The sequence below is a fragment of the Zavarzinia sp. CC-PAN008 genome, from assembly GCF_051903925.1.
Classification (GTDB): domain Bacteria; phylum Pseudomonadota; class Alphaproteobacteria; order Zavarziniales; family Zavarziniaceae.
The window spans coordinates 332,759-352,981 of the sequence record NZ_CP173678.1 but is presented as its reverse complement, the minus strand read 5'-3'; the positions used below and the strand labels follow the sequence as shown (position 1 = coordinate 352,981).

Genomic DNA, 20,223 nt, shown 5'->3' with positions numbered 1-20,223 from the left:
TTCATGGGCTCAGCAATAGCCGCTGGCACGCAGGTGATTATAGGCCTGGATCACCTGCTTCAGCCGCTCTTCGCTTGAACGGTCGCCGCCATTGAGATCCGGATGATAGCGCTTCACCAACTCTTTATAGCGCGTTTTGATATCCTGAAAACTGGCCGAAGGGCTCATGTCCAGGGCCTCGAAGGCGCGGCGGACAAGGTCCGGCAGGCGGCGTTCGCGGCTGGGTTCCGGCTGCGGCCCCGCGCCCGCGGGACCCAGGCCGAACACCCCCGTCAGGATCCCCAGGGGATCGTCCATGCCGGGGTCGAAGGCCAGCCGGCGCTCCTGTCCCATCTTCCAGGTCGGGCGGTGCCAGGTCGGATCGTTGCGCTGGTAGGCGACCAGGTCGTCCTGGCCCATGCCTTCGAAGTAGTTCCAGCTGGCATTGGCTTCGCGGATGTGGTCCAGGCATAGCCAGCGCAGCGGCTCCGTGCTGGCACGGCGCCGGGGCGCCCGGAAGCGTCCGGGATTGGCGCAGCCGTCCGCGTCGCAGGCCCGTTCGCCCGCGACCTCGTCCTCGACCTCGCCGGCAAAGGCTGAACGTCGTCTCCTCACGGCGCGGAGTATGGGAGGTGCGCTCCCTCTGGACAAGGCGGCCCGCGTGCGCTGAACACATGGCCGGGCGGCACGGCCATGGGCTGTGCAAACGCGCAAAGGAACGTAGAATGTCCCGATCGGAACGCATCCGCGCCGCCCTGGCGCAACGCTTCTCCCCCACACTGCTCGACGTCGTCGACGAGTCGCACCAGCACGCCGGCCATGCCGGGGCCCGGCCAGGGGGAGAGACGCATTTCCGGGTGCGCATCGTCGCCCCCGCCTTTGCCGGCCTGTCCCGTGTCGCCCGCCATCGCCAGGTGAACCAGGCGCTGGCAGCAGAGCTTGAGGCCGGCCTGCATGCCCTGGCGATCGAGGCCGCGGCCCCTGGCGAAGCCGGCGCCTGAGCCGCCTCCGCGACCATCCGCCGCGACCGTCGTCCCAAGAACCCTCCCCGGTCGCGAAGCGATGGAGGAGGGCGGGGTGGGGGCGGTGTCCCGGACCGACGACCCGCTCGCGGGCGGAAGCTGCTGCCCCCCGCCCTCACCTCAACCCTCTCCCACCTTCGGCGGGAGAGGGGGCGGGTCGGCGCAACGCGATCAGCGCGTCGGGCTCAGGGTCTGCGCCAGCCGGACAAGCTGGATGAACTCGCCGCGCCAGCCCTCGGGGTCGGAGCCGCGCGACCCCTGCGCCAGGCGCACCACGTCGTCATAGGTGAATGCCTTCAGGTAGGCATCCTGGCGCAGGAGCTGGCCAAAGCCGGCGACCGCCGTCGCGAAGCGGAAATCTGCCGACGGCTCCGGCGTCGCCTGCGGCATGACCGGCTGCTCGATCAGCGTGCTCGTCCCCTCGCCGGGCAGCTTGTAGCGGATCTTCACGAACGCCAGTTCGCCCGACGGACTGCCCTCCGGCGCCGCGTCCCCGCCATAGCGCAGCGGATCGACCAGCACCGCGGCCGAGCCCACCGGCGTCACCTCGTAGAGCGCGGTGACGGACGCATTGGCGCCGACCTCGCCCGCGTCGACCGCGTCGTTGTTGAAGTCCTCGCGGTTCAGCAGGCGCGTCTCATAGCCGATCAGCCGGTATTCGGCGACGGTCGCCGGATTGAACTCGACCTGGATCTTCACGTCGTCGGCGATGGGGAAGACGGTCGAGGCCATGTCCTCCACCAGCACCTTGCGTGCCTCCGACAGGCCGTCGATATAGGCGGCGTTGCCGTTGCCGGCCTGGCTCAGGGTCTGCACCAGGGCGTCGTTCAGGTTGCCCTGGCCAAAGCCCATGATGGTCAGGTAGATGCCGGTTTTGCGCTGGGTGGCGACGAAATCCTCCAGGCGCTTGGGATCCGTGATGCCGACGTTGAAGTCGCCATCGGTGCCCAGGATCACGCGGTTGACCGCCTTCTCGTCGAAGGTCTGCCGCGCCAGCTCGTAGGCCCGCTCGATCCCCTGCGCGCCAGCGGTCGAGCCGCCGGCCGAGAGGTTGTCGATGGCCCGCAGGATCCGGCCCTTGTCCTTGCCGGACGTGGGCTCCAGCACGGTGCCGGCACTGCCGGCATAGACCACGATCGCGACATGGTCCTGCGGCCGCAACTCGCCCACCAGCATGCGCAGCGCCTGCTGCAGCAGCGGCAGCTTGTCGGGTGCGCCCATCGAGCCTGAGACGTCGAGCAGGAAGGTCAGGTTGGCGGCCGGCCGCTCAGACTGGACGATGTCGTGGCCCTGGATGCCGATCTGCAGCAGGCGCGTATGGGCGTTCCAGGGGGTGACGGCAACGCCGGTCGTCACGCTGAACGGCCGGGTGCGATCCTCCGGCACCGGATAGGCGTAGTCGAAATAGTTGACCAGTTCCTCGACCCGCACCGCATCGGCCGGTGGCATCTGGCCATTGCGCAGGAAGCGCCGGACATTGGCATACGAGGCCGTGTCGACGTCGATCGAGAAGGTGGAGACGGGCTCCTCCCGCGTGATCTTGACCGGGTTCGCCTTGGCGTCGGGGTAGCGTTCGGTGTCGGCGGGTGCAGGGTAGGGCATCGGGCTGGGCGCCACGATGCTCGCCGCCGGCCGCTGTGCGCGATAAAGCGCTCCGGTGCTGGGCGGTGCCGCGGCCTGCGCGCTCCGTTCAGGCAGGCTCTCCATCAGCGCCCCGACCGGCGGCGGTGGCTCCATGGCAGGTGGCGGCGGGGGAGGCGGCGGCGGAGGAGGAGGAGGCGGAGGTGGCGCCACCGTAGAGGGCATCAACGCAGTGAAGGCATCGTTGGTCGCCGCGTTGGCTGGGTTGAAGCCGCCGGCGTTGAAGACGGTGTCACCCGGCAGGGCGGGTTCAAGCGTCGCCAGGACGACATCATCCAGTTCGGCCGCCAGTTCGCGGGCCGTGACGAAGCCGTCGCCATTGTCGTCGGCCGAGGTGCCCTGCCGCACCCCGGTGATGAAGGCCTGGGCCAAGTCGGGGTCGGGCTGGCCGCAATGGGCCAGCAACTGCCGGCCCGGCAGCAGCGCCTCCCGCGTCAGGGTGCCGGCGGGCTGCGTGCCGTCGGCTGCGGGGGGCGTGCCGCAGCCATTATGCACCACCAGGATGTGCCGGGCCGAGGCGACGCGCAGTGCTTCGCGCAGGGCCTCGGCCGTCAGGTCGGGCACGCCGTCGATCCAGACCAGCAGACGGGCGTCGGGATCGGCCCCGCTACGCGCGACGAAATGGGTGATCGCCGCCAGCGCGGCCGCGGCGTCGGCGGCCGGCGCGGACTGCATTTGCAACTGTCCGCCCTGCAGCGTCGCCAGCGTCTGCGCGGTGCCGATCACCAGCCCGTCCGTCCGGCTGTAGAGCGGGACGAGTTCAGCCTGGCCGTTTTCCTCGACGTTGATCGCGAAGGCGAAGGCCGGCTCCGCCGCCAGGAGGGCAAGGGCAGAGACAAGCATCGCGCGTCCGGCACTGGCCAGGCGGCGCGGGCGGAACTGGCGGAACGGGTTCATTCCTGGTCATCCCCTCAGTCAGACGTCGGTTCGACGCTGGTATCGATGTCTTCGATCTCGCCTTGTGATTGTGGCGAGCCGGGGGCGGCATTGCGACTCGATTGTGGGGAAGTCGCGGGCATTTCGCGGCGCTCCCGCACAGGCGGCGCACTGCGCCGGCCGACCCAGGGCCGTACGCCGCGCCAGGCGGCGACAGTCTCGACCACCGGACCTGCCGGCCCCAGGGTCACAGCGTGCGTGCCGGCGCGGCGCACGTCTGTGGCGTCGATCACCAGCCGGGCGGGACAGGAGCGGCCAAGCCGCGCCAGGCTCAGCACGATCGCATCGGGCGAGCAGTCCTCCTCGCCCGCCTCGGCCCGCGTGATCAGGGCCAGGCGCTGGCCCTGGACCTGAACCACGCAACCCAGGGAATCACACGGCGCGAGTGTCGCCATGGCGACGGGTGTCGCCCCCGCGCGCCGGGCCCAGGCCCGCACGGCGAAGCCGCGGGTGCTCCCCAGCACCCCCAGCTGTTCGCCCTGCACCAGCGCCAGGCTGCGCCCCTCGTCACCGATCAGCGCGTCGGGCGGCGTGTCCGACGCAGCCAGGATCAGGCCCAGCGCCAGGCCCGTCAGCGCCAGAAGTCGGACGGGGCCCCGCCACAGGCACAGCCACAGGCCCGCCGCCACCAGGACCAGCAGGGCGCCCAGGCCGAAGGACGGCACCGGCAGGACGGCGCCCGGCCAGCGCGCGACGGTGTTGGCGACCGCATCGGCCAGGTCGATCCCGGCGCCCATCAGGGCGAGCGGCGTCGCCTCCAGCCCCACGGGCAAGGTGAGGGCCGCGACCACGCCCCAGGGCATGATCCACAGGCTGGTCAGCGGTACCGCGACCAGGTTGGCCGCCATGCCATAGACTGCCGTCTGGTTGAAATGAAACACGCCGAACGGGGCCGTCGCCACGCCCGCGATCAGGCCGCTGAAGGCGATGCCGCCCAGGCCCAGGCCGATGCGCCCGGCCAGGCCGAGTTCCGCCCGCCGGGGCCCACGGTCGCGCAGCGCCTCATAGGCGGCGATCAGGGCCGTCACCGCCGCGAACGACATCTGGAAGCCGATGTCCAGCAGGCTTTCAGGGCGCAGAAGCAGCAGGATCAGCGCCGCCAGGGCCACCGCGCGCAGCGTGACGGCCGTGCGGTCGAACAGCACCGCCAGCAGCATCACCGCCATCATCACGAACGACCGCTCGGCCGGGGGGCCGCCGCCGCTGAACACGACATAGCCGGCGGTCGTCAGCAGCGCCCCGGCGGCGGCCCACTTCTTGACGGGAAAGCGCAGCGCCAAGGCCGGCACCAGGACCAGCAGGCGGCGCAGGCCGACGAAGACCAGCCCGCCCACGATGGTCATGTGCAGGCCCGAGATCGACAGGATGTGGGTCAGGCCGGAATCGCGCCAGGCCTGTTCCGCCTCGTCCGACATGGCGCCGCGTTCGCCGACGATCAGGGCGGCGGCGATGGTTCCGGCATTGCCGGGAAGTGCCGCCACGATCCGCTCGGCCGACGCGACCCGCAGCGCCGCCAGCGTCGCCTGAAGGCCGCCCTCCGCGCCCAGGACGTCTGGCGGCCCCAGCGCGATGCCCAGGCCGCCGATCCCCGCGAACCACAGGCTGCGCCCGAAGTCATAGGCCCCCGGTGCCACCGGCCCCGGCACCGGCTGGACCAGCGCGCGCACCCGGATGCGCGTACCGGGCAGCGGTACCGCCAGGCCCGGCGTCCGCAGTGTCAGGCGCAGGCGTCGTGGCGTCGCTTCCGGCGCCAGGCCGGCGATGTGCAGGTCCGCCAGCACCGCGCGCAAGCTGGACGGGCCGGTGCGTTCCGCTTCGCGCACCAGGCCCGTGACCTCGACCGCGCCCAGGCGCTGGGCGATGACCGGGCCGCCCACCAGGCCCGCGCGGACCTGGATCGCCGCGAACCCCAGCGCCAGCGCCACGACCAGGACCATTGGGCGCTGCAGCCAGGGCCAGCGCCGGCGCAGGGCAGTCGCCGCCAGGGCGGCGGCCAGCAGGGCCGCGCCCACCAGACGGTGCGGCTCCGTGCCTTGCGCGAAATAGAGGCCGATGCCCACGCCCATGGCGACCGGCACCCACAGGGCCAGGTCGGTGCGCGCCTGGCCCCTCAGGGCCCGCAGCCAGCGGACAATCCCCTCCACGCCGTCAGCCTAGCGCGGCCCCCTCGCGATTTCGCGCGCGATGTGCTAGCGCCAGCGCCATGTCCAGGCCCGCCCCCATCGTCCGCTTCGCGCCCTCGCCGACCGGCTATCTCCACATTGGCGGTGCCCGCACCGCGCTGTTCAACTGGCTCTATGCCCGCCATCACGGGGGCACGTTCCTGCTGCGCATCGAGGATACCGACCGCGCCCGCTCGACCGAGGATGCGATCGCCAAGATCTTCGACGGTCTGGCCTGGCTTGGCATCGACAGCCCCGAGGAGCCGGTCTTCCAGTTCGCGCGCGCCGCCCGCCATGCGGAGGTGGCGCATCAGATGATGGCCAAGGGGCTGGCCTATCACTGCTATGCGACGCCTGAGGAACTGGCGGAGATGCGGGAGACGGCCAAGAAGGAAGGTCGCCCGCCCCGCTATGACGGCCGCTGGCGCGACCGCGACCCGGCGACGGCGCCCGCCGGCGTGAAACCCGTCGTGCGGCTGAAGGCGCCGCAGACGGGCGAGACGGTCGTCGACGACCTGGTGCAGGGCGTGGTGCGCGTCGGCAACCAGGAACTGGACGACATGGTCCTGCTCCGCTCTGACGGGACGCCCACCTACATGCTGTCGGTCGTGGTCGATGACCATGACATGGGCATCACCCACGTCATTCGCGGCGACGACCACCTGACCAACACGTTCCGCCAGGTGCAGATCTATCGCGCGATGGACTGGGACGTGCCGCGCTTTGGGCACATCCCGCTGATCCATGGGCCGGACGGGGCCAAGCTGTCCAAGCGCCATGGTGCCCTGGGGGTCGAGGCCTATCGCGACGACCTGGGCTTCCTGCCGGAGGCCGTGCGCAACTATCTGCTGCGCCTGGGCTGGTCGCATGGCGACGAAGAGATCATCTCGACCGAGCAAGCGATCGCCTGGTTCGACATGGACGCCGTCGGCCGCTCTCCCTCGCGCTTCGACATGGCTAAGCTCACCCATCTCAACGCGCACTACATGAAGGCGGCGGACGATGCCCGCCTCGCCGCGCTGGTGGCGGAACGCCTGACGCCCAGGCCGGATGCGGCGGGGCTTGCCCTGCTCACACGGGCCATGCCGGGGCTCAAGGAGCGCAGCCGGACGCTGGTCGACCTGGCCGATGCGGCGTCGTTCTATGTCCAGGCGCGACCGCTGGCATTGGATGCCAAGGCGGCGGCCCTGCTGGCCGACGGGGGGGCTGCCGTGCTGCGCGCCATGGCCGAGCGGATCGCGGATCTTCCCGACTGGACCGCGGCCGGCCTGGAAGCTGCCGCGCGCGCCCATGCGGAGGAAGCAGGCCTGAAGCTGGGGGCGGTGGCGCAGCCCCTGCGCGCCGCTCTGGCCGGGCGCCTGACCTCTCCCCCGGTGTTTGAAGTGGCGGAAAACCTGGGCCGGGACCAGGCGCTTGGGCGCATCGCCGACGCGCTGGCGGGGCGCTGAGGCGGCACCATTCAGGTCAGTGTCACTGACCATTTGGCGGGGCCGTCGACGCGGCCCCTACCCGCCCGCGACGCAGGGGGCTATAGTGGTCGGTGCGGGGCCGGCAACGCCCTCATGGAGCATAATCGAACAACGCGGGGACAGGATGACGGAACAGGTGAAGCTGGTCGAAAGCGGCAAGGAATCGACCTTCCCCGTCCTGTCGGGCACGGTCGGGCCGAAGGTGATCGACGTCCGCCAGCTCTATGCCAAGACCGGACACTTCACCTATGACCCGGGCTTCACGTCCACGGCCAGCTGCGACAGCGCCATTACCTATATCGACGGCGACGAGGGCGTGCTGCTGCATCGCGGCTATTCGATCGACGAGCTGGCGGTCGAGAGCGACTTCATGGAGGTGTGCTACCTCCTCCTGTACGGAGAGCTGCCGAACGCCAAGCAGAAGGTCGAATTCGAGCGCAGCGTGACCTATCACACGATGCTGCACGAGCAGATCGCCACCTTCTACCGCGGCTTCCGGCGCGACGCCCACCCGATGGCGATCATGTGCGGCGTGGTCGGCGCGCTGTCCGCGTTCTATCACGACTCGATCGACATCAATGACGAGCGGCAGCGGATGATCGCCAGCTTCCGCCTGATCGCGAAGATGCCGACGATCGCCGCCATGGCGTACAAGTATTCGGTCGGCCAGCCCTTCCAGTATCCGCAGAACAATCTTAGCTATGCCGAGAATTTCCTGCAGATGACGTTCGGCGTGCCGTGCGAGCCGTACAAGGCCGATCCGGTGATCGTGCGCGCCATGGACCGCATCTTCATCCTGCATGCCGACCATGAGCAGAACGCCTCGACTTCGACCGTGCGCCTGGCCGGCTCGTCGGGCGCCAACCCGTTCGCCTGCATCGCCGCCGGCATTGCCTGCCTGTGGGGCCCGGCGCATGGCGGTGCGAACGAGGCCGCGCTGAACATGCTGAAGGAGATCGGCACCCCCGATCGCATCCCCGAGTATGTCCGCCGCGCCAAGGACAAGGACGACCCGTTCCGCCTGATGGGCTTTGGCCACCGCGTCTACAAGAACTACGACCCGCGCGCCAAGGTCATGCAGCAGACCTGCCACGAGGTGCTGGACAAGCTGAACAAGCGGGACGAGCCGCTGCTCCAGGTCGCCATGGAGCTTGAGCACATCGCGCTCAACGACAGCTATTTCATCGAGAAGAAGCTCTACCCCAACGTGGACTTCTACTCGGGCATCATCCTGCAGGCGATCGGTTTCCCCACGACCATGTTCACCGCCCTGTTCGCGCTGGCGCGCACGGTCGGCTGGGTCGCGCAGTGGAACGAGATGATCGCCGATCCCAGCCAGAAGATCGGCCGGCCGCGTCAGCTCTACACGGGCCAGCCCTATCGCAAGTTCGTTCCCGTGGACCAGCGGTAGCCATGGACCGGCGCGCGCCAAGCGGCCCGAAGCCGGGCCTCTGACGGGGGGAGGGCGATGGAGGAACGCGCTCCCGGCCCTCCGTTCAAGGCGCGCCGCCCGCCGGCGCCGCCTGCCCCCCTTGGCGCGCGATCCCTGCGTCATGTCACGGCGGCGCGTGTCCGCCTTGGACCTGCCGCCAATGACAATCCCGCCCCCTTGCGCCTCAAGGTTCGCCGGGCGGCGATCGGCCTGGGCCTGGCCGCGACGGCCCTGGTCCTGGCGACCTGGCTTCTGCTCGGCTGATCGGATGCCAGGGCCGGCGGGTGAAGCCGGTCAGGCCGCCAACGCCGCGGGGCTCAGGCTGGCCAGCGCCGTCCGAGCCTGGGCCACGGCGCGTTCGGCATACTCGCTGCCCATGGCAAGGCCCTCGGCCCGGACGAAGGTTACGTCGGTGATCCCGATGAAGCCCAGCAGCGTGCGCAGATGCGGCTCCTGCGCGTCCGCCGCCGCATTCGGGCCCTGCGCGTAGATCCCGCCCCGCGTCTCCACGACCACCGCACGCTTGTTGGTGACCAGTCCTTCCGGCCCTGCCGCGCCATAGCGGAAGGTGACCCCGGCGCGCAGGACATGGTCGAACCACGTCTTCAGCGTCGACGGAATGCCGAAATTGTACATCGGCACGCCGATCACCAGCACGTCCGCCGCCTGGACCTCGGCGATCAGGCGATCCGACAGGGCCAGCGTCGCACGCTCCTGGTCGGTCGCGGCACCGCCACGGATGGCGCCGACCGTCTCGTGCACCAGGTGCGGGACCGGCTCGCCGGCCAGGTCGCGCACGATCAGGTCGTCAGCGCCTACCCGCCAATGGTCGACCAACTGGTCGAGCAGGGCGTTGGACACGGATGCCGCGCCGGCCAGGCTGCTGCGGATCAAAAGCACCTTGGTCATCGTATACCTCCTGTTGACCGTGCCCCGTGGCACGCCGGTCGTCCCTGATGACCGTGAATGTGGATCCCGCCGGGCGTTGACAGTAGAGTGACAATCGACAAGGAGACGTTGCAGATCATGAAACAGGCTCCAGTCGATCTCTCGGATGTCCTGGCTTTTGTGCGGGTGGTGGAGACGGGCTCGTTCGGCCGTGCGGCCGAACGCCTGGGCCTCTCGAAGTCGCTGCTCAGCCGCCGCGTTGCCCGGCTTGAAGAGGGACTGGGCGCCCGCCTCCTCACCCGCACCGCGCGTGGCGCCCAGGCAACGGCCGTGGGCCAGGCCTATTACGGCCGGCTGTCGAACGTCCTTGCCTCGCTGGAAGCGGCGCACGAGGAAGTGGCCGAGGCGGTGTCCGAGATCGCGGGCTCGATCCGCATCACCGCGCCGCACACGTTCGGCGTGCGCTATCTGGGGCCTCTGCTGGCGGAGTTCATGCTGGCCCATCCCCGCGTGGCGGTGGACCTCTCGCTGGACGACCGGCGCGTCGACCTGGTCGGTGGCGGCTTCGACCTGGCGGTGCGGGTCGCCTCTGCCGCCCTTCCCGATTCCAGCCTGATGGCCCGGCGGCTGACCCGGGCGCGCCATGTCGTGGTCGCCAGTCCCGCCTACCTGGAGCGCCACGGCACGCCGCGCCACCCGCGGGACCTGGCCGACCATTCCGTCCTGCACTATGCCAATGTCGGATCGGACCAGTGGCGCTTCCTGGTCAACGGCCGGCCGGAAGTCATCCGCGTGCGCGGCCGCCTGCGCGCCGACAATGGGGAAGTGCTGTGCAGCGCCGCGGTCGCCGGCCTTGGCATCGGCATCTTTCCCACCTTCATCGCCAGCCCCGGCCTGCAGTCGGGCGAGCTGAAGGTGATCCTGGACGAGTTCAGCCTGGAGGACGGGACGATCTTCGCCGTGATGCCGCCGGGCCGGGCCCTGACGGCGCGGGTGCGGGCCCTGGTCGATTTCCTGGCGGAACGCATGGGGCCCGAACCGACCTGGGACCCGTGCTGGCTGGCGGCGCAGGCCGCGGCGCGGAAGGGGACAGCCCCGGCCGAGGCCGCACCCGCCCTTCAGGCCGCGCTTTGAACGTCGCTATTGCGTCGGGCCGGCGGGCCTGGCGCTCCGGGCCGCAGCCTCGATCGCCTTGAGCTTTTCCGGCATCAGGCGGCCAACCGAGATCTGCGGGTTCGAGGGGATGTAGCCCTCGGCATTCTCCCAGTTGCGGATCTCCATCTGGGCTGCCTCGTGGGCAGAGACAAAGCCGTGGCCCGCGCGCATCGCGTGGTCCAGATAGGCCCGGCCAAAGAAGGTCAGCACGGCATCGTCGCTGCATCCGAACGATGTGCGGTCGCGGGCGGCGGCGGTCACGATCAGGGTGCGCTCGTCGGCCAGGACCGGGACATAACCACCCGAATAGCAGGCGGAGACGATGATGACCCGCCACTGGATGCCGGCCTCGTCCAGGATAGCCTTCAGCGCCGCGGGGTTCAGGTCCTCGATCTTCAGCGGCGGGAAGTCCAGGGCCAGGTTGTGCCGCGGATCCCCGTGAGAGGTCATGAACAGGACCAGCACGTCCTCCTCGCGGTTCATCCGCGCGCCCATCGCCACCACGACGTCGCGCAGGTTGACCAGGTCGGCAATGGGCAGGCGTGCGGTCGTGGCCGGGTTGTTGACCAGCAGCGCCGCCCGGTCCTGGGCCGCGAAGCGCTGGGTCAGCAGGTCGTGGGCCAGGGTGGACTCGGTCAGGAAGACATCCTGCCGCGCATCGCCGCCCAGTCCGACGAAGAAGACTTCCGGTCGGCCGGGCATGCCCCGGGCAATGCGGGCGATCGTGTCGGCCATCAGGTCGGCCTGCGCGCCCGGCACCTGCATCACCGGAATGGGCGGCGGCTCGCTGGGCCCTGCGCTCGCCGTGGGAAGGGGTGCTGCCGGCATGGCGGCACTGGTCGTTGTGACCGCTTCGGGCTCCGGCCCCGGGGGCGACAGGTAGACCACACCGCCGCAGGCCGCCAGCAGCCCGCCCAGGCTGAGCGCTGCAAGGTTCAGGGCTGGCCGCAGGGCCCGGGAGAGGTTGAACTGCACCGCACCATTCTGACAGCAGCGCTTCCTCCCTGGCCAGCCTGGCAAAAGCTTAGGCCAGGGCGACGCCGAACCCGCCGAGGACCAGCACGACCAGGATGGGTGGCGCCTGCCACACGACCAGGGCCAGGAAGCCGGCAAGCGCCACCGCGAAGTCGCCGGGCGTCAGGACCGCACTGGTCCAGACCGGGTCATGGAGTGCGGCCCCCAGCACGCCCACCACGGCGGCGTTGGCCCCGCGCATGGCCGCCTGGGCTCCCCCCGCGCAGCGCAGCCAATCCCAGAACGGCAGCGTGCCATAGACCAGCAGCAGACCCGGCAGGGACAGCGCGACCAGGCCCAGAAGGGCGCCCCCGGGCCCCATCGCCTCCATGCCCAGCCAGGCCGCGAAGGTGAACAGCGGGCCCGGCACTGCCTGGGCCAGGCCATAGCCCGCCAGGAAGGACTCGCGACTGACCCAGCCGGGGGCGACGACCGCCTCCTGCAGCAGGGGCAGGACGACATGGCCCCCGCCGAAGACGAACGCACCCGAGCGATAGAAGGACCCGAACAGCGCCGCCGCCGGGCTTGGCAGCGCCAGCGGCAGCATCAGAAGGAGCACGAACAGGCCGAGGGCCAGCAGCGCCGCGGTGCGGGGCACCAGTGGCGCCGACGGACCCACAACAATGGGGCTTGCGCCGGGGCAGAGCAGACGGCCGGCCAGCGCACCCATCACGATGGCCGCCAGCTGGCCTAGGGCGCCCCCGACAAAGGTCACAAGAAGCACGGCGGCCAGGGCGATCCCGGCCCGCGGCCGATCGGCGGCCAGGCTGCGCGCCATGCCCCACACGGCCTGCGCGACGACTGCCACGGCGACCAGCTTCAGTCCATGGATCAGGCCCGCCGCCGGTCCTTCGGTCCACTGGCCGGCGAACAGGGCGGCCAGGCCCAGGACCAGGGCGGAGGGCAGGCTGAAGGCGATCCAGGCGGCGATGCCGCCGGCCAGGCCGCCGCCACGCAGCACCCCCAGGGCGAAGCCGACCTGGCTGGACGCGGGACCGGGCAGGAACTGGCACAGCGCCACCATGTCGGCATAGTGCGCCTCGTCCAGCCAGCGGCGCCGGACCACCAGGTCCTCCCGGAAATAGCCAAGATGCGCGATCGGCCCGCCGAACGAGGTCAGGCCCAGGCGGAGGAAGGCCAGGAACACTTCGCCCACGCTGCCCAGGGGCGTGGCGGGGGACGTGGCGGGGGGCGTGGGGGCTGGGGCGGCGTCGGTCGGCATCACAGGCCCTGCAGCAGCAGGACAATGGCGCCCGCGACCAGCAGCACGCCGGCCACCTCGCGCAGGCGGATTGCTTCCTTAAGCCAGAAGTGTGACAGGGCGAAGGTGACGACCAGGTCGAACAGGCCCAGCGTGCGGACATCGGCGACCGGCCGCAGGCTCATCGCGGTGAACCATCCGGCCGAGCCGACCATGCTGGCCAGGCCGACCGGGAACGAGCGCCGCCAGTCGCGCGCCAGGGCCAGGATCTGCCCGGGGGCCGCATGGACCAGGGGTGGCCCCAGCATCAGCGCCTGCGTACAGGTGGACAGGACCAGGGCCATGGCGGCGGCGGTGAACGGCTGGTCGGGCGAAATCGCCAGCGACGCGGCGCGAAAGCACACGCCAGAGACGGCGAACAGGCCGCCGGAGGCAAGGCCAAGGGCTGCGGCCCCGGGGTCGAAGCCCTGGCCCGGCATGCGCCGGTCGGGCAGCGACAGCAGGATCACGCCCATGGTCGCGATGCTGATCGAGGCAAGGCCCGTGGGCGTGATGGGATCCCCCAGCACCACCAGGCCGAACAGGCCAGCCTGCAGCACCTCGGTCTTGGACAGGGCCGTCCCCACGGGCAGGTTCCGCCGCGTCATGACCGCCAGAAGGGCGGCTGTCGCCAGGATCTGCGCCAGGCCGCCCAGGGCCGCCCAGCCAAGGCCCGCCCAGGTCGGCAGCGGGGCCGGCAGGCCGCACCAGGACAGGACAAGCAGGTACAGCCCGGCCAGCGGCGCGCCATAGGCGCACCGCACGAAGGTCGCGGGCCAGGGGCCGAGGTCGCCCGCGATCTGGCGCTGCAGCGCCGTGCGCACCGCCTGGCATGCCGCGGCACCCAGCGTGATCGGGATCCAGATGAAGTCCATGGGCGGGGTCGATCGCGGGCGGACGCGGCCGGCGCCCGGGGATTGAGGTGCTGCTACCCTTGCGCAGGGGGGAACAGGCGGTCCAGCGAGCGGCGCAGCAGCGGCACGGTCAGGATCTCGTCCTCGGTCAGGCGCTCCAGCGCCATGCCGTTGCTGAGGGCGGCCAGCACGCTGGCGCTTTGCCGGCGTTCCTCAGCACTGGCATCGGCGGGCAGGATGCCGTCCAGCAGGGCCGCCAACTGGCGCCGCTGTTCGGCCCGCACCTCGGCCACGCGACGCTGAAGCGCGGGGCGCCGGGCGGCGTGGATCAGGAACTCGATGATGAGGAGCGTCCAGGAATTGTCGCGTGTCACGTCGCGCTGGATCCCGTCGGCCAGGGCCTGCAGCCGGCCGCGCGGGTCCTGGATCTGCCCCCCGACGGCGGCGGCGCTGGCCAGCCTGGTCAGGATGCGGCTGTGCCAGACTTCCAGGAACAGGTCGTCCTTGCCGCTGAAGTTCGAATAGACCGCCCCCTTGGTGAAGCCGGCGGCCTCCGCAATCTCGTTCAGGCTGGCGGCCTGGAACCCCTTTTCCAGGAAGACGCGCGCGGCTGCCTCAAGGATGGCCTCACGGGTTTCCAGGTTGTCGGCAGGGCTCGGCAGGCGCTGGGCGGCGGGCGGCACGGTCATCGCGCCACCTTAGCAGCATGTGCTGCGCTGCGCCTGCGATTGTGCGCCGCCAAAGACGGCCTGAGGCAATACCGCCGGTATTGACCGGGCGCGCTGGTTGCGCTTTCCTTCGGCCGGACTGGAAAACACTTGGGCTGGGCCCGGCTGTCGGCGAGACTGGCGCCAGGCCCATTGCCCTGCCACTTCAACCGGATCTGGAGGATCGCTCATGAGCGCCACCGCCCTGCGCAGCCTGCCCTCTGTCAAGGACCGCTGCTCGCCCGAGGAATGGGCCCTGCGTGTCGACCTGGCCGCCGCCTATCGCCTGGTGGCGCATTATGGCTGGGACGATCTGATCTTCACCCACATCTCTGTCCGCGTGCCGGGGCCGGAGCATCATTTCCTGATCAATCCCTATGGCATGATGTTCCACGAAATCACCGCCTCCAGCCTGGTCAAGATCGACCTGGACGGCGAGATTGTGGAGCCCAGCGAGTACCTGGTGAACCCGGCCGGCTTCACCATCCATTCCGCGGTCCACGCCGCGCGCGAGGATGCGCAGTGCGTGCTGCACTGCCACACCGTCGCCGGGACCGGTGTCTCGTGCCAGGAGAAGGGCCTGCTCCCGCTCCACCAGACGGCCATGCTGCTGAACGGGCAGGTCGCCTATCACGAGTTCGAGGGCGTCGCCCTCAACCATGACGAACGGCCGCGCCTGGTCGCCGACCTGGGCGACAAGGGCTGCATGATCCTGCGCAACCACGGCACCCTGACTGTTGGCCGCGACGTGCCGGAGGCGTTCACCCGGATGTACTACCTGGAGCGCGCCTGCGCGATGCAGGTGGCGGCCCAGGCCGGCGGTGCTGCGCTGCACTGGCCGGCTGACGCGGTCCAGGGCGTCACCGAGAAGCAGGGCAAGGACGCCTTCTACAAGATGGGCCGCGCGCTCGTCTGGCCGGCGCTGTTCCGCCTGCTGGACAGCAAGGACCCCAGCTTCCGGAACTGAGGCGGACGGGACCGGTGGCAAGGATCGTCGTCGCGAACCAGTTCGGTGGCCAGATGGGTGCGTTGCTGCGCGCCCATCCGCTGGAGCCGGAGGTGATTGACCTGCCCTTCGAGTCGCGCTGGCAGATCCCGGCGCGCGCGGACTGCGCCTTTGTCGTCCATGGCTGGCGCGATGCCAGCCTGAAGGACGGCGAGGCGCCGCTGCCCGCGGGGTGGCCCGGGGCCACCCGCTGGGTGCAGCTCGCCTCGGCCGGGCTCGACGACTATCCGCGCTGGCTGTTCGATGTGCCCCAGCTGACCAATGCGCGGGGCACGACGGCGCATGCCATTGCCGAATATGTCCTGGCCGTGATGCTGGCCAACGTGAAGCAGATCCCGGGCATCTTCGTGGACCGGGCAGACGCGTGGCCCACTCCCGAGACGCGCGGCGCGCTGACGCTGGGCACGCTGTCCGGGGCGACGCTGGGCCTGATCGGGCTGGGCGCCATCGGGGCGCGTGTCGCCGACTTGGGCCGTGCCTTCGGCATGCGGGTGCTGGCCGCGCGCCGCAGCAATGCGCCCGGGCCCGACGGAGTCGAGATCCGCCCCCTGGGCGAGGTGCTCGCCGCGGCCGACCACCTCGTGATCGCCGCCCCCTTCAGCGAAGAGACCAAGGGCATGGTCGATGCCCGGTTCCTGGCCCAGCTGAAGCCGGGCTGCCACTTGGTCAACGTCTCCCGCGGTGGCATGGTGGACCAGGCGGCGCTGCTCGCGGCGCTCGAGTCCGGCCATCTGGGGGCTGCAACCCTGGACGTGACGGAGCCGGAGCCACTGCCCACGGGCGATCCGCTCTACGCGCACCCCCGGGTGCGGATTTCGCCCCACATTTCCTACAGCGCCCCGGGCGTGATCAATCGCGTGGTCGCCCTCTTCCACGAGAACCTGGTCCGGTTCGCGCAGGGGCAGGAGTTGCTCAACCTGATCCCACCCGAGGACCGCGTCATCGCAGCTTGAGGCTTGGTTCCAACATAGCCTCCTGCACGCTAGTGAAACAGCAACCCCCTTCTTTCTCTTACTCTTTGTAACAGATCGATTTCAGTGATTATGGCGGAGTTGCACAGTATACCCAAAATGAGGTGACTGGATTCATCGGAGTTAGAGAGGGTATCTTGGCCGTTGTGAACAATTTTCGATCGGATCCGATATATCTTTTTGAGATTTTCTTCGATGTAGTCTCGTTCCACCGGGTGCGTCGCTACAGCGTGTGACATTTTCTGTCGTATAGTTGGCCCGATTGCCAATTCTTGAGTGTCAGCTGTTACGCCATATAGTATCTCAAGGGACATGACTTTCTGTAGAAATCCCATGACCGGCGATGTGTTCGCCAGCCCTTCGTAGAGCCATAGGCAAGCCAGTCGTATCCGTCTGGAGTACTCATTATCCTGGAATAGCGATATCAACCTTTTCAGGTCTGTAGGCCAATCACTGTGGCTTTCCCTCTTGTTATTTTGTTCGAACGGTTCTGTGATGTAAGCGCTAATGGGCACACTAGTTTGTTTTAAGATTTCATTGGTGCCAGATTGAGACAGATAGATACGAGCGGATCCACTAATTGCGGGTAGGCCGCTATACCTGCTAACTATGTGAACTAGTCCAAGTGCGTGAGCGGCCCCTAATATCGCCCTAGTGTCTCCGAGTGCTTCTTCTAGTGCCGCTGACTGCCTTGTAATTCCAATAAATCCTTGCTTTTCAATTGCAAGAACGACTTTTGTACCCTTCCAGCTGTTGATGCTTGAAAATAGATCTTGTAAAAATTTGTTCTCGCGAAATTCTTCGCGTGGCCTCATTAACTGTCGCAGATTTGGATCTGTCGGCTCTGTTGGAAAAACTTCCGCCACGTGTTCTGTTCGGATGATCTGAATGTTCGATGTGATGGTTGTGGAGTTTTGTTCGGGTGGAATGGCTTGCTCAAAGACACTGTTAACAGGGATAAGGATTTTGTATTTCCAAGGTAGAGAGGCGTAAGCGTTTATTAAATCCTGTGAGAGAGCTGTTGGATCTAAGTGATCGATTAAATCCGCTAGGGGCACTATATCGGACGGGTTAATTATATTTCGACCAGATGGCATAGTTAAACCGTTTTTCTTTATTAAGAGTTCCGCAATAAATTCTGAAGCAAACACTGGAAAAGTGTTAGTGTGATCCGCTTGAAAGCCATTTATTTTCTTGCGGTATCTTGGGAAGGACAATGCAACTTTTCCTAGTTCGGAATAATTATAAACAAAAAATCCGCATGCTATGGGCAGAAGCGGTAGTGTTGCAGAAAGTTTACTAATTATCGAACTCTTAGCCTGTGTGTTTAATTCCATGGCTGTTCCGATTGCGTGCGAGTTATCGATATTTATTCAGTACTGAGGGCTGCACTGCGAATACTTCGCGAACAACTGGCTGCGGTCCTTGAAGGCCTTGAACTCGAGCGCGTTGCCGGACGGGTCCAGGAAGAACATCGTCGCCTGCTCCCCCACCTCGCCCTTGAAGCGGACATAGGGTTCGATGACGAAGGGCATGTGGCCTGCCTTGAGCCGGTCGGCCAGGGCGTGGAAGTCGTCCCAGTCCAGCACCACGCCGAAATGCGGCACCGGCACGTCGTGCCCGTCGACCGGATTGCGGTGCGCCGCGTCCACCGGGGCCATGCTCGGCTTCAGGTGCGCCACGATCTGGTGGCCATAGAGATCGAAGTCCACCCAGGACGCAGCGCTGCGCCCTTCCGGGCAGCCCAGCAGGTCGCCATAGAAGGCGCGTGCCGCCGCGATGTCGTGGACGGGGAAGGCGATGTGGAAGGGATTGAGGCTCATCGCGACAGTCTAGGCCAGGGCGCGCCGGGCCGGGATCCACGATTTTTGCCGGTCTCACCCGTGCGGCACGGCTGGTGGGCCGCGCCGGTCGGTGAAGTCAAAGTCCAATTCGAACCGCGTTTTCACGCGCGCAGGATGGGGAACTTTTGGCCGCCTTGCTTCACAGTGTTCAGATGATGTGATATCAGAGTCGCTAGCAATGCACGAAAGTGGATTGTCAGGGGCCGAGGGGTTCGCGCTTCGACGCTCCTGTGTTGCGTCTCCTCCCTTCGCGGCATGGGCCGCGTGACTTTCGTGGGCGGCCGTGCATGTCATGGCCGCCCTTTTTTTGCGCGGATCACGCGGATGGTGGTGGCTCCGCGGCCGGTGGGTCGGGTGCCCGTTCAACTTCCCGCTGGATGGCAGCCAGGTGGGGCGTCGCGGCGGCGGCGGCGGCCTGCTCGATCGCGCGATAGCGGGTGACCAGGGCCAGGCCAAGCGCCGTCAGCCGGGCGCCCCCGCCCTGGCGCCCGCCGACCTGCCGCTCGACCACGGGCTTGCCAAAGATGGTGTTCAACTCTTCGACCAGTTCCCAGGCCCGCCGATAGGACATGCCCATCTGCCGCCCGGCGGCAGAGATCGAGCCAAAGGCTGCGATCTTCTCCAGCAGGTCGATCTTGCCCGGCCCGATGCGGCCATCAGGATCCAGGTCGATGCGCAGGCTGAGTGTCGGCTTCATCACCCTGCCATCCTAGCTTGTTCTCAGGCGCCGGCACCTGCCTCTCCCCGCCCATTCCCGCCTTCGCGGGGATGAGTGGGGAGACAGGTCAGCCGCGTTCGATGGCTTCCCAGGCCAGTTCGGCCAGGCGTTCGGCGCCGTTGATCGCCTCGGCCTCCGAACTGGCATTGCCATCCAGGATGCGCTTGTAGACGCCCTGGCTGATCGACGCCAAACGGAACATCGAGAAGCCCAGATAGAAGCCGAAATCCTCGATCCTGTCGCGGCCGGTCCGGCGGCAATAGGCGGCAACGTACTCGGACTCGCTGGGAATGCCGGTCGCGGCGAAGTCGACGCCCTTCAGACTGCCAAAGCCTTCGGATTCCGAATGGTAGAGGATGCAGTTATAGGCAAGGTCGGCCAGCGGATGGCCCAGCGTGGACAATTCCCAGTCGAGTACCGCGACGATCCGCGGCTCGGTGCTGTGAAACATCACATTCTCCAGGCGGTAGTCGCCGTGGGAGATGCACGTCGTATCGTCGGCCGGGATGTGCTGCGGCAGGTAGTCGATCAGCTTTTCCATCGTGGGCAGCTGGTCGGTCTGGGCCCCGCGATACTGCTTGATCCAGCGCCCGATCTGCCGCTCGAAATAATTGCCGGGCTTGCCATAGTCGCCCAGGCCAACCGCCTGGTAGTCGACGGCGTGGAGGCGGGTCATGACGCGGTTCAGCTCGTCATAGATCGCACTGCGCTCGGCCGGCTCCAGCCCCGGCAGCTTGGCCGAGCGGAAGATCCGCCCTTCCTGGAAGTCCATGACATAGAACGGCGTACCGATCACGCCGTCGTCCTCGCACAGGACCCGCATGCGCGGCACGGGCACATCGGTGCTGCCCAGCGCCTTCATGATGCGGTATTCGCGGTCCACCGCGTGGGCGGATGCCAGCAGCTTGCCGGGCGGCTTCTTGCGCAGGACATAGCGCCGGCCCTGGCCTGCGCCATGCGTGGTCAGCAGGAACGTGGGGTTGGAGGCACCGCCCTGGAACTGCCGCACCTCAAGCTCGCCGGCAAAGCCGTCGACATGGGCGCGCAGATAGGCCTCAAGCGGGGCGGGATCGAAGCGGTGGGCGTCACGCACATTGCCGGCGCGGTCGGCCTCGGACGCCGGGGCGGCGGTCTGGTTGGTCACGGGGGCTGCACTCTCGGAAAAGAAAGGGGCCCGCACGGGGG

19 protein-coding genes are annotated in these 20,223 nt (G+C 68.2%); 7 read left to right on the top strand and 12 right to left on the bottom strand.

Annotated elements, in window-relative coordinates; genetic code table 11:
• Positions 1 to 9: 9 nt before the first annotated feature.
• Positions 10 to 594 (bottom strand): J domain-containing protein, encoded by a 585-nt coding sequence (locus tag ACI6GS_RS01780; RefSeq protein ID WP_439816058.1) that lies wholly within the window; start codon positions 592 to 594, stop codon positions 10 to 12.
• A 110-nt stretch (positions 595 to 704) separates the two neighbouring features.
• Between ACI6GS_RS01780 and ACI6GS_RS01775 the strand changes: the two genes are divergently transcribed.
• On the top strand, positions 705 to 980 hold the full coding sequence (locus ACI6GS_RS01775; RefSeq protein WP_439816057.1) for a BolA family protein: 276 nt from the start codon (positions 705 to 707) through the stop codon (positions 978 to 980).
• 192 nt (positions 981 to 1,172) lie between these two features.
• Here ACI6GS_RS01775 and ACI6GS_RS01770 read toward each other — a convergent pair whose 3' ends face one another.
• Both ACI6GS_RS01770 and ACI6GS_RS01765 read right to left on the bottom strand, forming a co-directional pair.
• Positions 1,173 to 3,539, bottom strand: coding sequence for a vWA domain-containing protein (locus tag ACI6GS_RS01770; protein ID WP_439816056.1), 2,367 nt, complete (start codon positions 3,537 to 3,539; stop codon positions 1,173 to 1,175).
• 14 nt (positions 3,540 to 3,553) lie between these two features.
• The gene (locus ACI6GS_RS01765) at positions 3,554 to 5,722 is read right to left on the bottom strand and encodes a ComEC/Rec2 family competence protein (RefSeq protein ID WP_439816055.1); all 2,169 of its coding nucleotides are present in this window, start codon (positions 5,720 to 5,722) and stop codon (positions 3,554 to 3,556) included.
• A gap of 59 nt (positions 5,723 to 5,781) precedes the next feature.
• On the opposite strand from ACI6GS_RS01765, the gene gltX reads away from it, so the two are divergent.
• From gltX to ACI6GS_RS01750, 3 genes are all read left to right on the top strand, one after another.
• Positions 5,782 to 7,188 (top strand): glutamate--tRNA ligase, encoded by a 1,407-nt coding sequence (gene gltX / locus ACI6GS_RS01760; protein WP_439816054.1) that lies wholly within the window; start codon positions 5,782 to 5,784, stop codon positions 7,186 to 7,188.
• Positions 7,189 to 7,333: 145 nt separating this feature from the next.
• Entirely contained in the window at positions 7,334 to 8,620 is a 1,287-nt protein-coding gene (gene gltA, locus ACI6GS_RS01755) for a citrate synthase (RefSeq protein WP_439816053.1), read from the top strand.
• A 57-nt stretch (positions 8,621 to 8,677) separates the two neighbouring features.
• Positions 8,678 to 8,905: a hypothetical protein gene (locus ACI6GS_RS01750; protein WP_439816052.1), complete on the top strand. Its 228-nt coding sequence runs from the start codon at positions 8,678 to 8,680 to the stop codon at positions 8,903 to 8,905.
• A 30-nt stretch (positions 8,906 to 8,935) separates the two neighbouring features.
• Here the strand turns inward: ACI6GS_RS01750 and ACI6GS_RS01745 are convergent, their stop codons facing one another.
• The gene (locus tag ACI6GS_RS01745; RefSeq protein WP_439816051.1) at positions 8,936 to 9,550 is read right to left on the bottom strand and encodes an FMN-dependent NADH-azoreductase; all 615 of its coding nucleotides are present in this window, start codon (positions 9,548 to 9,550) and stop codon (positions 8,936 to 8,938) included.
• A gap of 117 nt (positions 9,551 to 9,667) precedes the next feature.
• Between ACI6GS_RS01745 and ACI6GS_RS01740 the strand changes: the two genes are divergently transcribed.
• The gene (locus ACI6GS_RS01740) at positions 9,668 to 10,663 is read left to right on the top strand and encodes a LysR family transcriptional regulator (protein ID WP_439816050.1); all 996 of its coding nucleotides are present in this window, start codon (positions 9,668 to 9,670) and stop codon (positions 10,661 to 10,663) included.
• A gap of 6 nt (positions 10,664 to 10,669) precedes the next feature.
• Here ACI6GS_RS01740 and ACI6GS_RS01735 read toward each other — a convergent pair whose 3' ends face one another.
• Genes ACI6GS_RS01735 through ACI6GS_RS01720 form a run of 4 tightly spaced genes read right to left on the bottom strand, consistent with a single transcriptional unit; the run spans position 10,670 to position 14,481 of the window.
• Positions 10,670 to 11,659, bottom strand: coding sequence for a C13 family peptidase (locus tag ACI6GS_RS01735; RefSeq protein WP_439816049.1), 990 nt, complete (start codon positions 11,657 to 11,659; stop codon positions 10,670 to 10,672).
• A 49-nt stretch (positions 11,660 to 11,708) separates the two neighbouring features.
• Positions 11,709 to 12,920: a chromate efflux transporter gene (chrA, locus tag ACI6GS_RS01730; RefSeq protein WP_439816048.1), complete on the bottom strand. Its 1,212-nt coding sequence runs from the start codon at positions 12,918 to 12,920 to the stop codon at positions 11,709 to 11,711.
• On the bottom strand, positions 12,920 to 13,813 hold the full coding sequence (locus ACI6GS_RS01725) for a DMT family transporter (protein WP_439816047.1): 894 nt from the start codon (positions 13,811 to 13,813) through the stop codon (positions 12,920 to 12,922). Before ACI6GS_RS01725 ends, chrA begins: the two co-directional genes overlap by 1 nt.
• 53 nt (positions 13,814 to 13,866) lie before the next feature.
• Positions 13,867 to 14,481 carry a TetR/AcrR family transcriptional regulator gene (locus ACI6GS_RS01720; protein WP_439816046.1) on the bottom strand — a complete coding sequence of 205 codons (615 nt, stop codon included), beginning with the start codon at positions 14,479 to 14,481 and terminating at the stop codon, positions 13,867 to 13,869.
• Between the two features lie 208 nt (positions 14,482 to 14,689).
• Between ACI6GS_RS01720 and ACI6GS_RS01715 the strand changes: the two genes are divergently transcribed.
• Positions 14,690 to 15,466, top strand: coding sequence for a class II aldolase/adducin family protein (locus ACI6GS_RS01715; protein ID WP_439816045.1), 777 nt, complete (start codon positions 14,690 to 14,692; stop codon positions 15,464 to 15,466).
• 14 nt (positions 15,467 to 15,480) lie between these two features.
• Entirely contained in the window at positions 15,481 to 16,458 is a 978-nt protein-coding gene (locus ACI6GS_RS01710; protein WP_439816044.1) for an NAD(P)-dependent oxidoreductase, read from the top strand.
• 29 nt (positions 16,459 to 16,487) lie between these two features.
• Here ACI6GS_RS01710 and ACI6GS_RS01705 read toward each other — a convergent pair whose 3' ends face one another.
• From ACI6GS_RS01705 to ACI6GS_RS01690, 4 genes are all read right to left on the bottom strand, one after another.
• Positions 16,488 to 17,813: a hypothetical protein gene (locus tag ACI6GS_RS01705; RefSeq protein WP_439816043.1), complete on the bottom strand. Its 1,326-nt coding sequence runs from the start codon at positions 17,811 to 17,813 to the stop codon at positions 16,488 to 16,490.
• Positions 17,814 to 17,849: 36 nt separating this feature from the next.
• Positions 17,850 to 18,299, bottom strand: coding sequence for a VOC family protein (locus tag ACI6GS_RS01700; protein WP_439816042.1), 450 nt, complete (start codon positions 18,297 to 18,299; stop codon positions 17,850 to 17,852).
• 337 nt (positions 18,300 to 18,636) lie between these two features.
• On the bottom strand, positions 18,637 to 19,017 hold the full coding sequence (locus ACI6GS_RS01695; protein ID WP_439816041.1) for a winged helix-turn-helix domain-containing protein: 381 nt from the start codon (positions 19,015 to 19,017) through the stop codon (positions 18,637 to 18,639).
• A gap of 88 nt (positions 19,018 to 19,105) precedes the next feature.
• The gene (locus ACI6GS_RS01690) at positions 19,106 to 20,182 is read right to left on the bottom strand and encodes a phosphotransferase (protein ID WP_439816040.1); all 1,077 of its coding nucleotides are present in this window, start codon (positions 20,180 to 20,182) and stop codon (positions 19,106 to 19,108) included.
• Positions 20,183 to 20,223: the final 41 nt, after the last annotated feature.

Bases quoted from the DNA above. Each gene is read 5' to 3' on its own strand.
- ACI6GS_RS01775 (WP_439816057.1), top strand. From the start codon at position 705: ATGTCCCGATCGGAACGCATCCGCGCCGCCCTGGCGCAACGCTTCTCC.
- ACI6GS_RS01770 (WP_439816056.1), bottom strand. From the start codon at position 3,539: ATGAACCCGTTCCGCCAGTTCCGCCCGCGCCGCCTGGCCAGTGCCGGA.
- gltX (WP_439816054.1), top strand. From the start codon at position 5,782: ATGTCCAGGCCCGCCCCCATCGTCCGCTTCGCGCCCTCGCCGACCGGC.
- gltA (WP_439816053.1), top strand. From the start codon at position 7,334: ATGACGGAACAGGTGAAGCTGGTCGAAAGCGGCAAGGAATCGACCTTC.
- ACI6GS_RS01750 (WP_439816052.1), top strand. From the start codon at position 8,678: ATGGAGGAACGCGCTCCCGGCCCTCCGTTCAAGGCGCGCCGCCCGCCG.
- ACI6GS_RS01745 (WP_439816051.1), bottom strand. From the start codon at position 9,550: ATGACCAAGGTGCTTTTGATCCGCAGCAGCCTGGCCGGCGCGGCATCC.
- ACI6GS_RS01740 (WP_439816050.1), top strand. From the start codon at position 9,668: ATGAAACAGGCTCCAGTCGATCTCTCGGATGTCCTGGCTTTTGTGCGG.
- chrA (WP_439816048.1), bottom strand. From the start codon at position 12,920: ATGCCGACCGACGCCGCCCCAGCCCCCACGCCCCCCGCCACGTCCCCC.
- ACI6GS_RS01725 (WP_439816047.1), bottom strand. From the start codon at position 13,813: ATGGACTTCATCTGGATCCCGATCACGCTGGGTGCCGCGGCATGCCAG.
- ACI6GS_RS01720 (WP_439816046.1), bottom strand. From the start codon at position 14,481: ATGACCGTGCCGCCCGCCGCCCAGCGCCTGCCGAGCCCTGCCGACAAC.
- ACI6GS_RS01715 (WP_439816045.1), top strand. From the start codon at position 14,690: ATGAGCGCCACCGCCCTGCGCAGCCTGCCCTCTGTCAAGGACCGCTGC.
- ACI6GS_RS01705 (WP_439816043.1), bottom strand. From the start codon at position 17,813: ATGGAATTAAACACACAGGCTAAGAGTTCGATAATTAGTAAACTTTCT.
- ACI6GS_RS01700 (WP_439816042.1), bottom strand. From the start codon at position 18,299: ATGAGCCTCAATCCCTTCCACATCGCCTTCCCCGTCCACGACATCGCG.
- ACI6GS_RS01695 (WP_439816041.1), bottom strand. From the start codon at position 19,017: ATGAAGCCGACACTCAGCCTGCGCATCGACCTGGATCCTGATGGCCGC.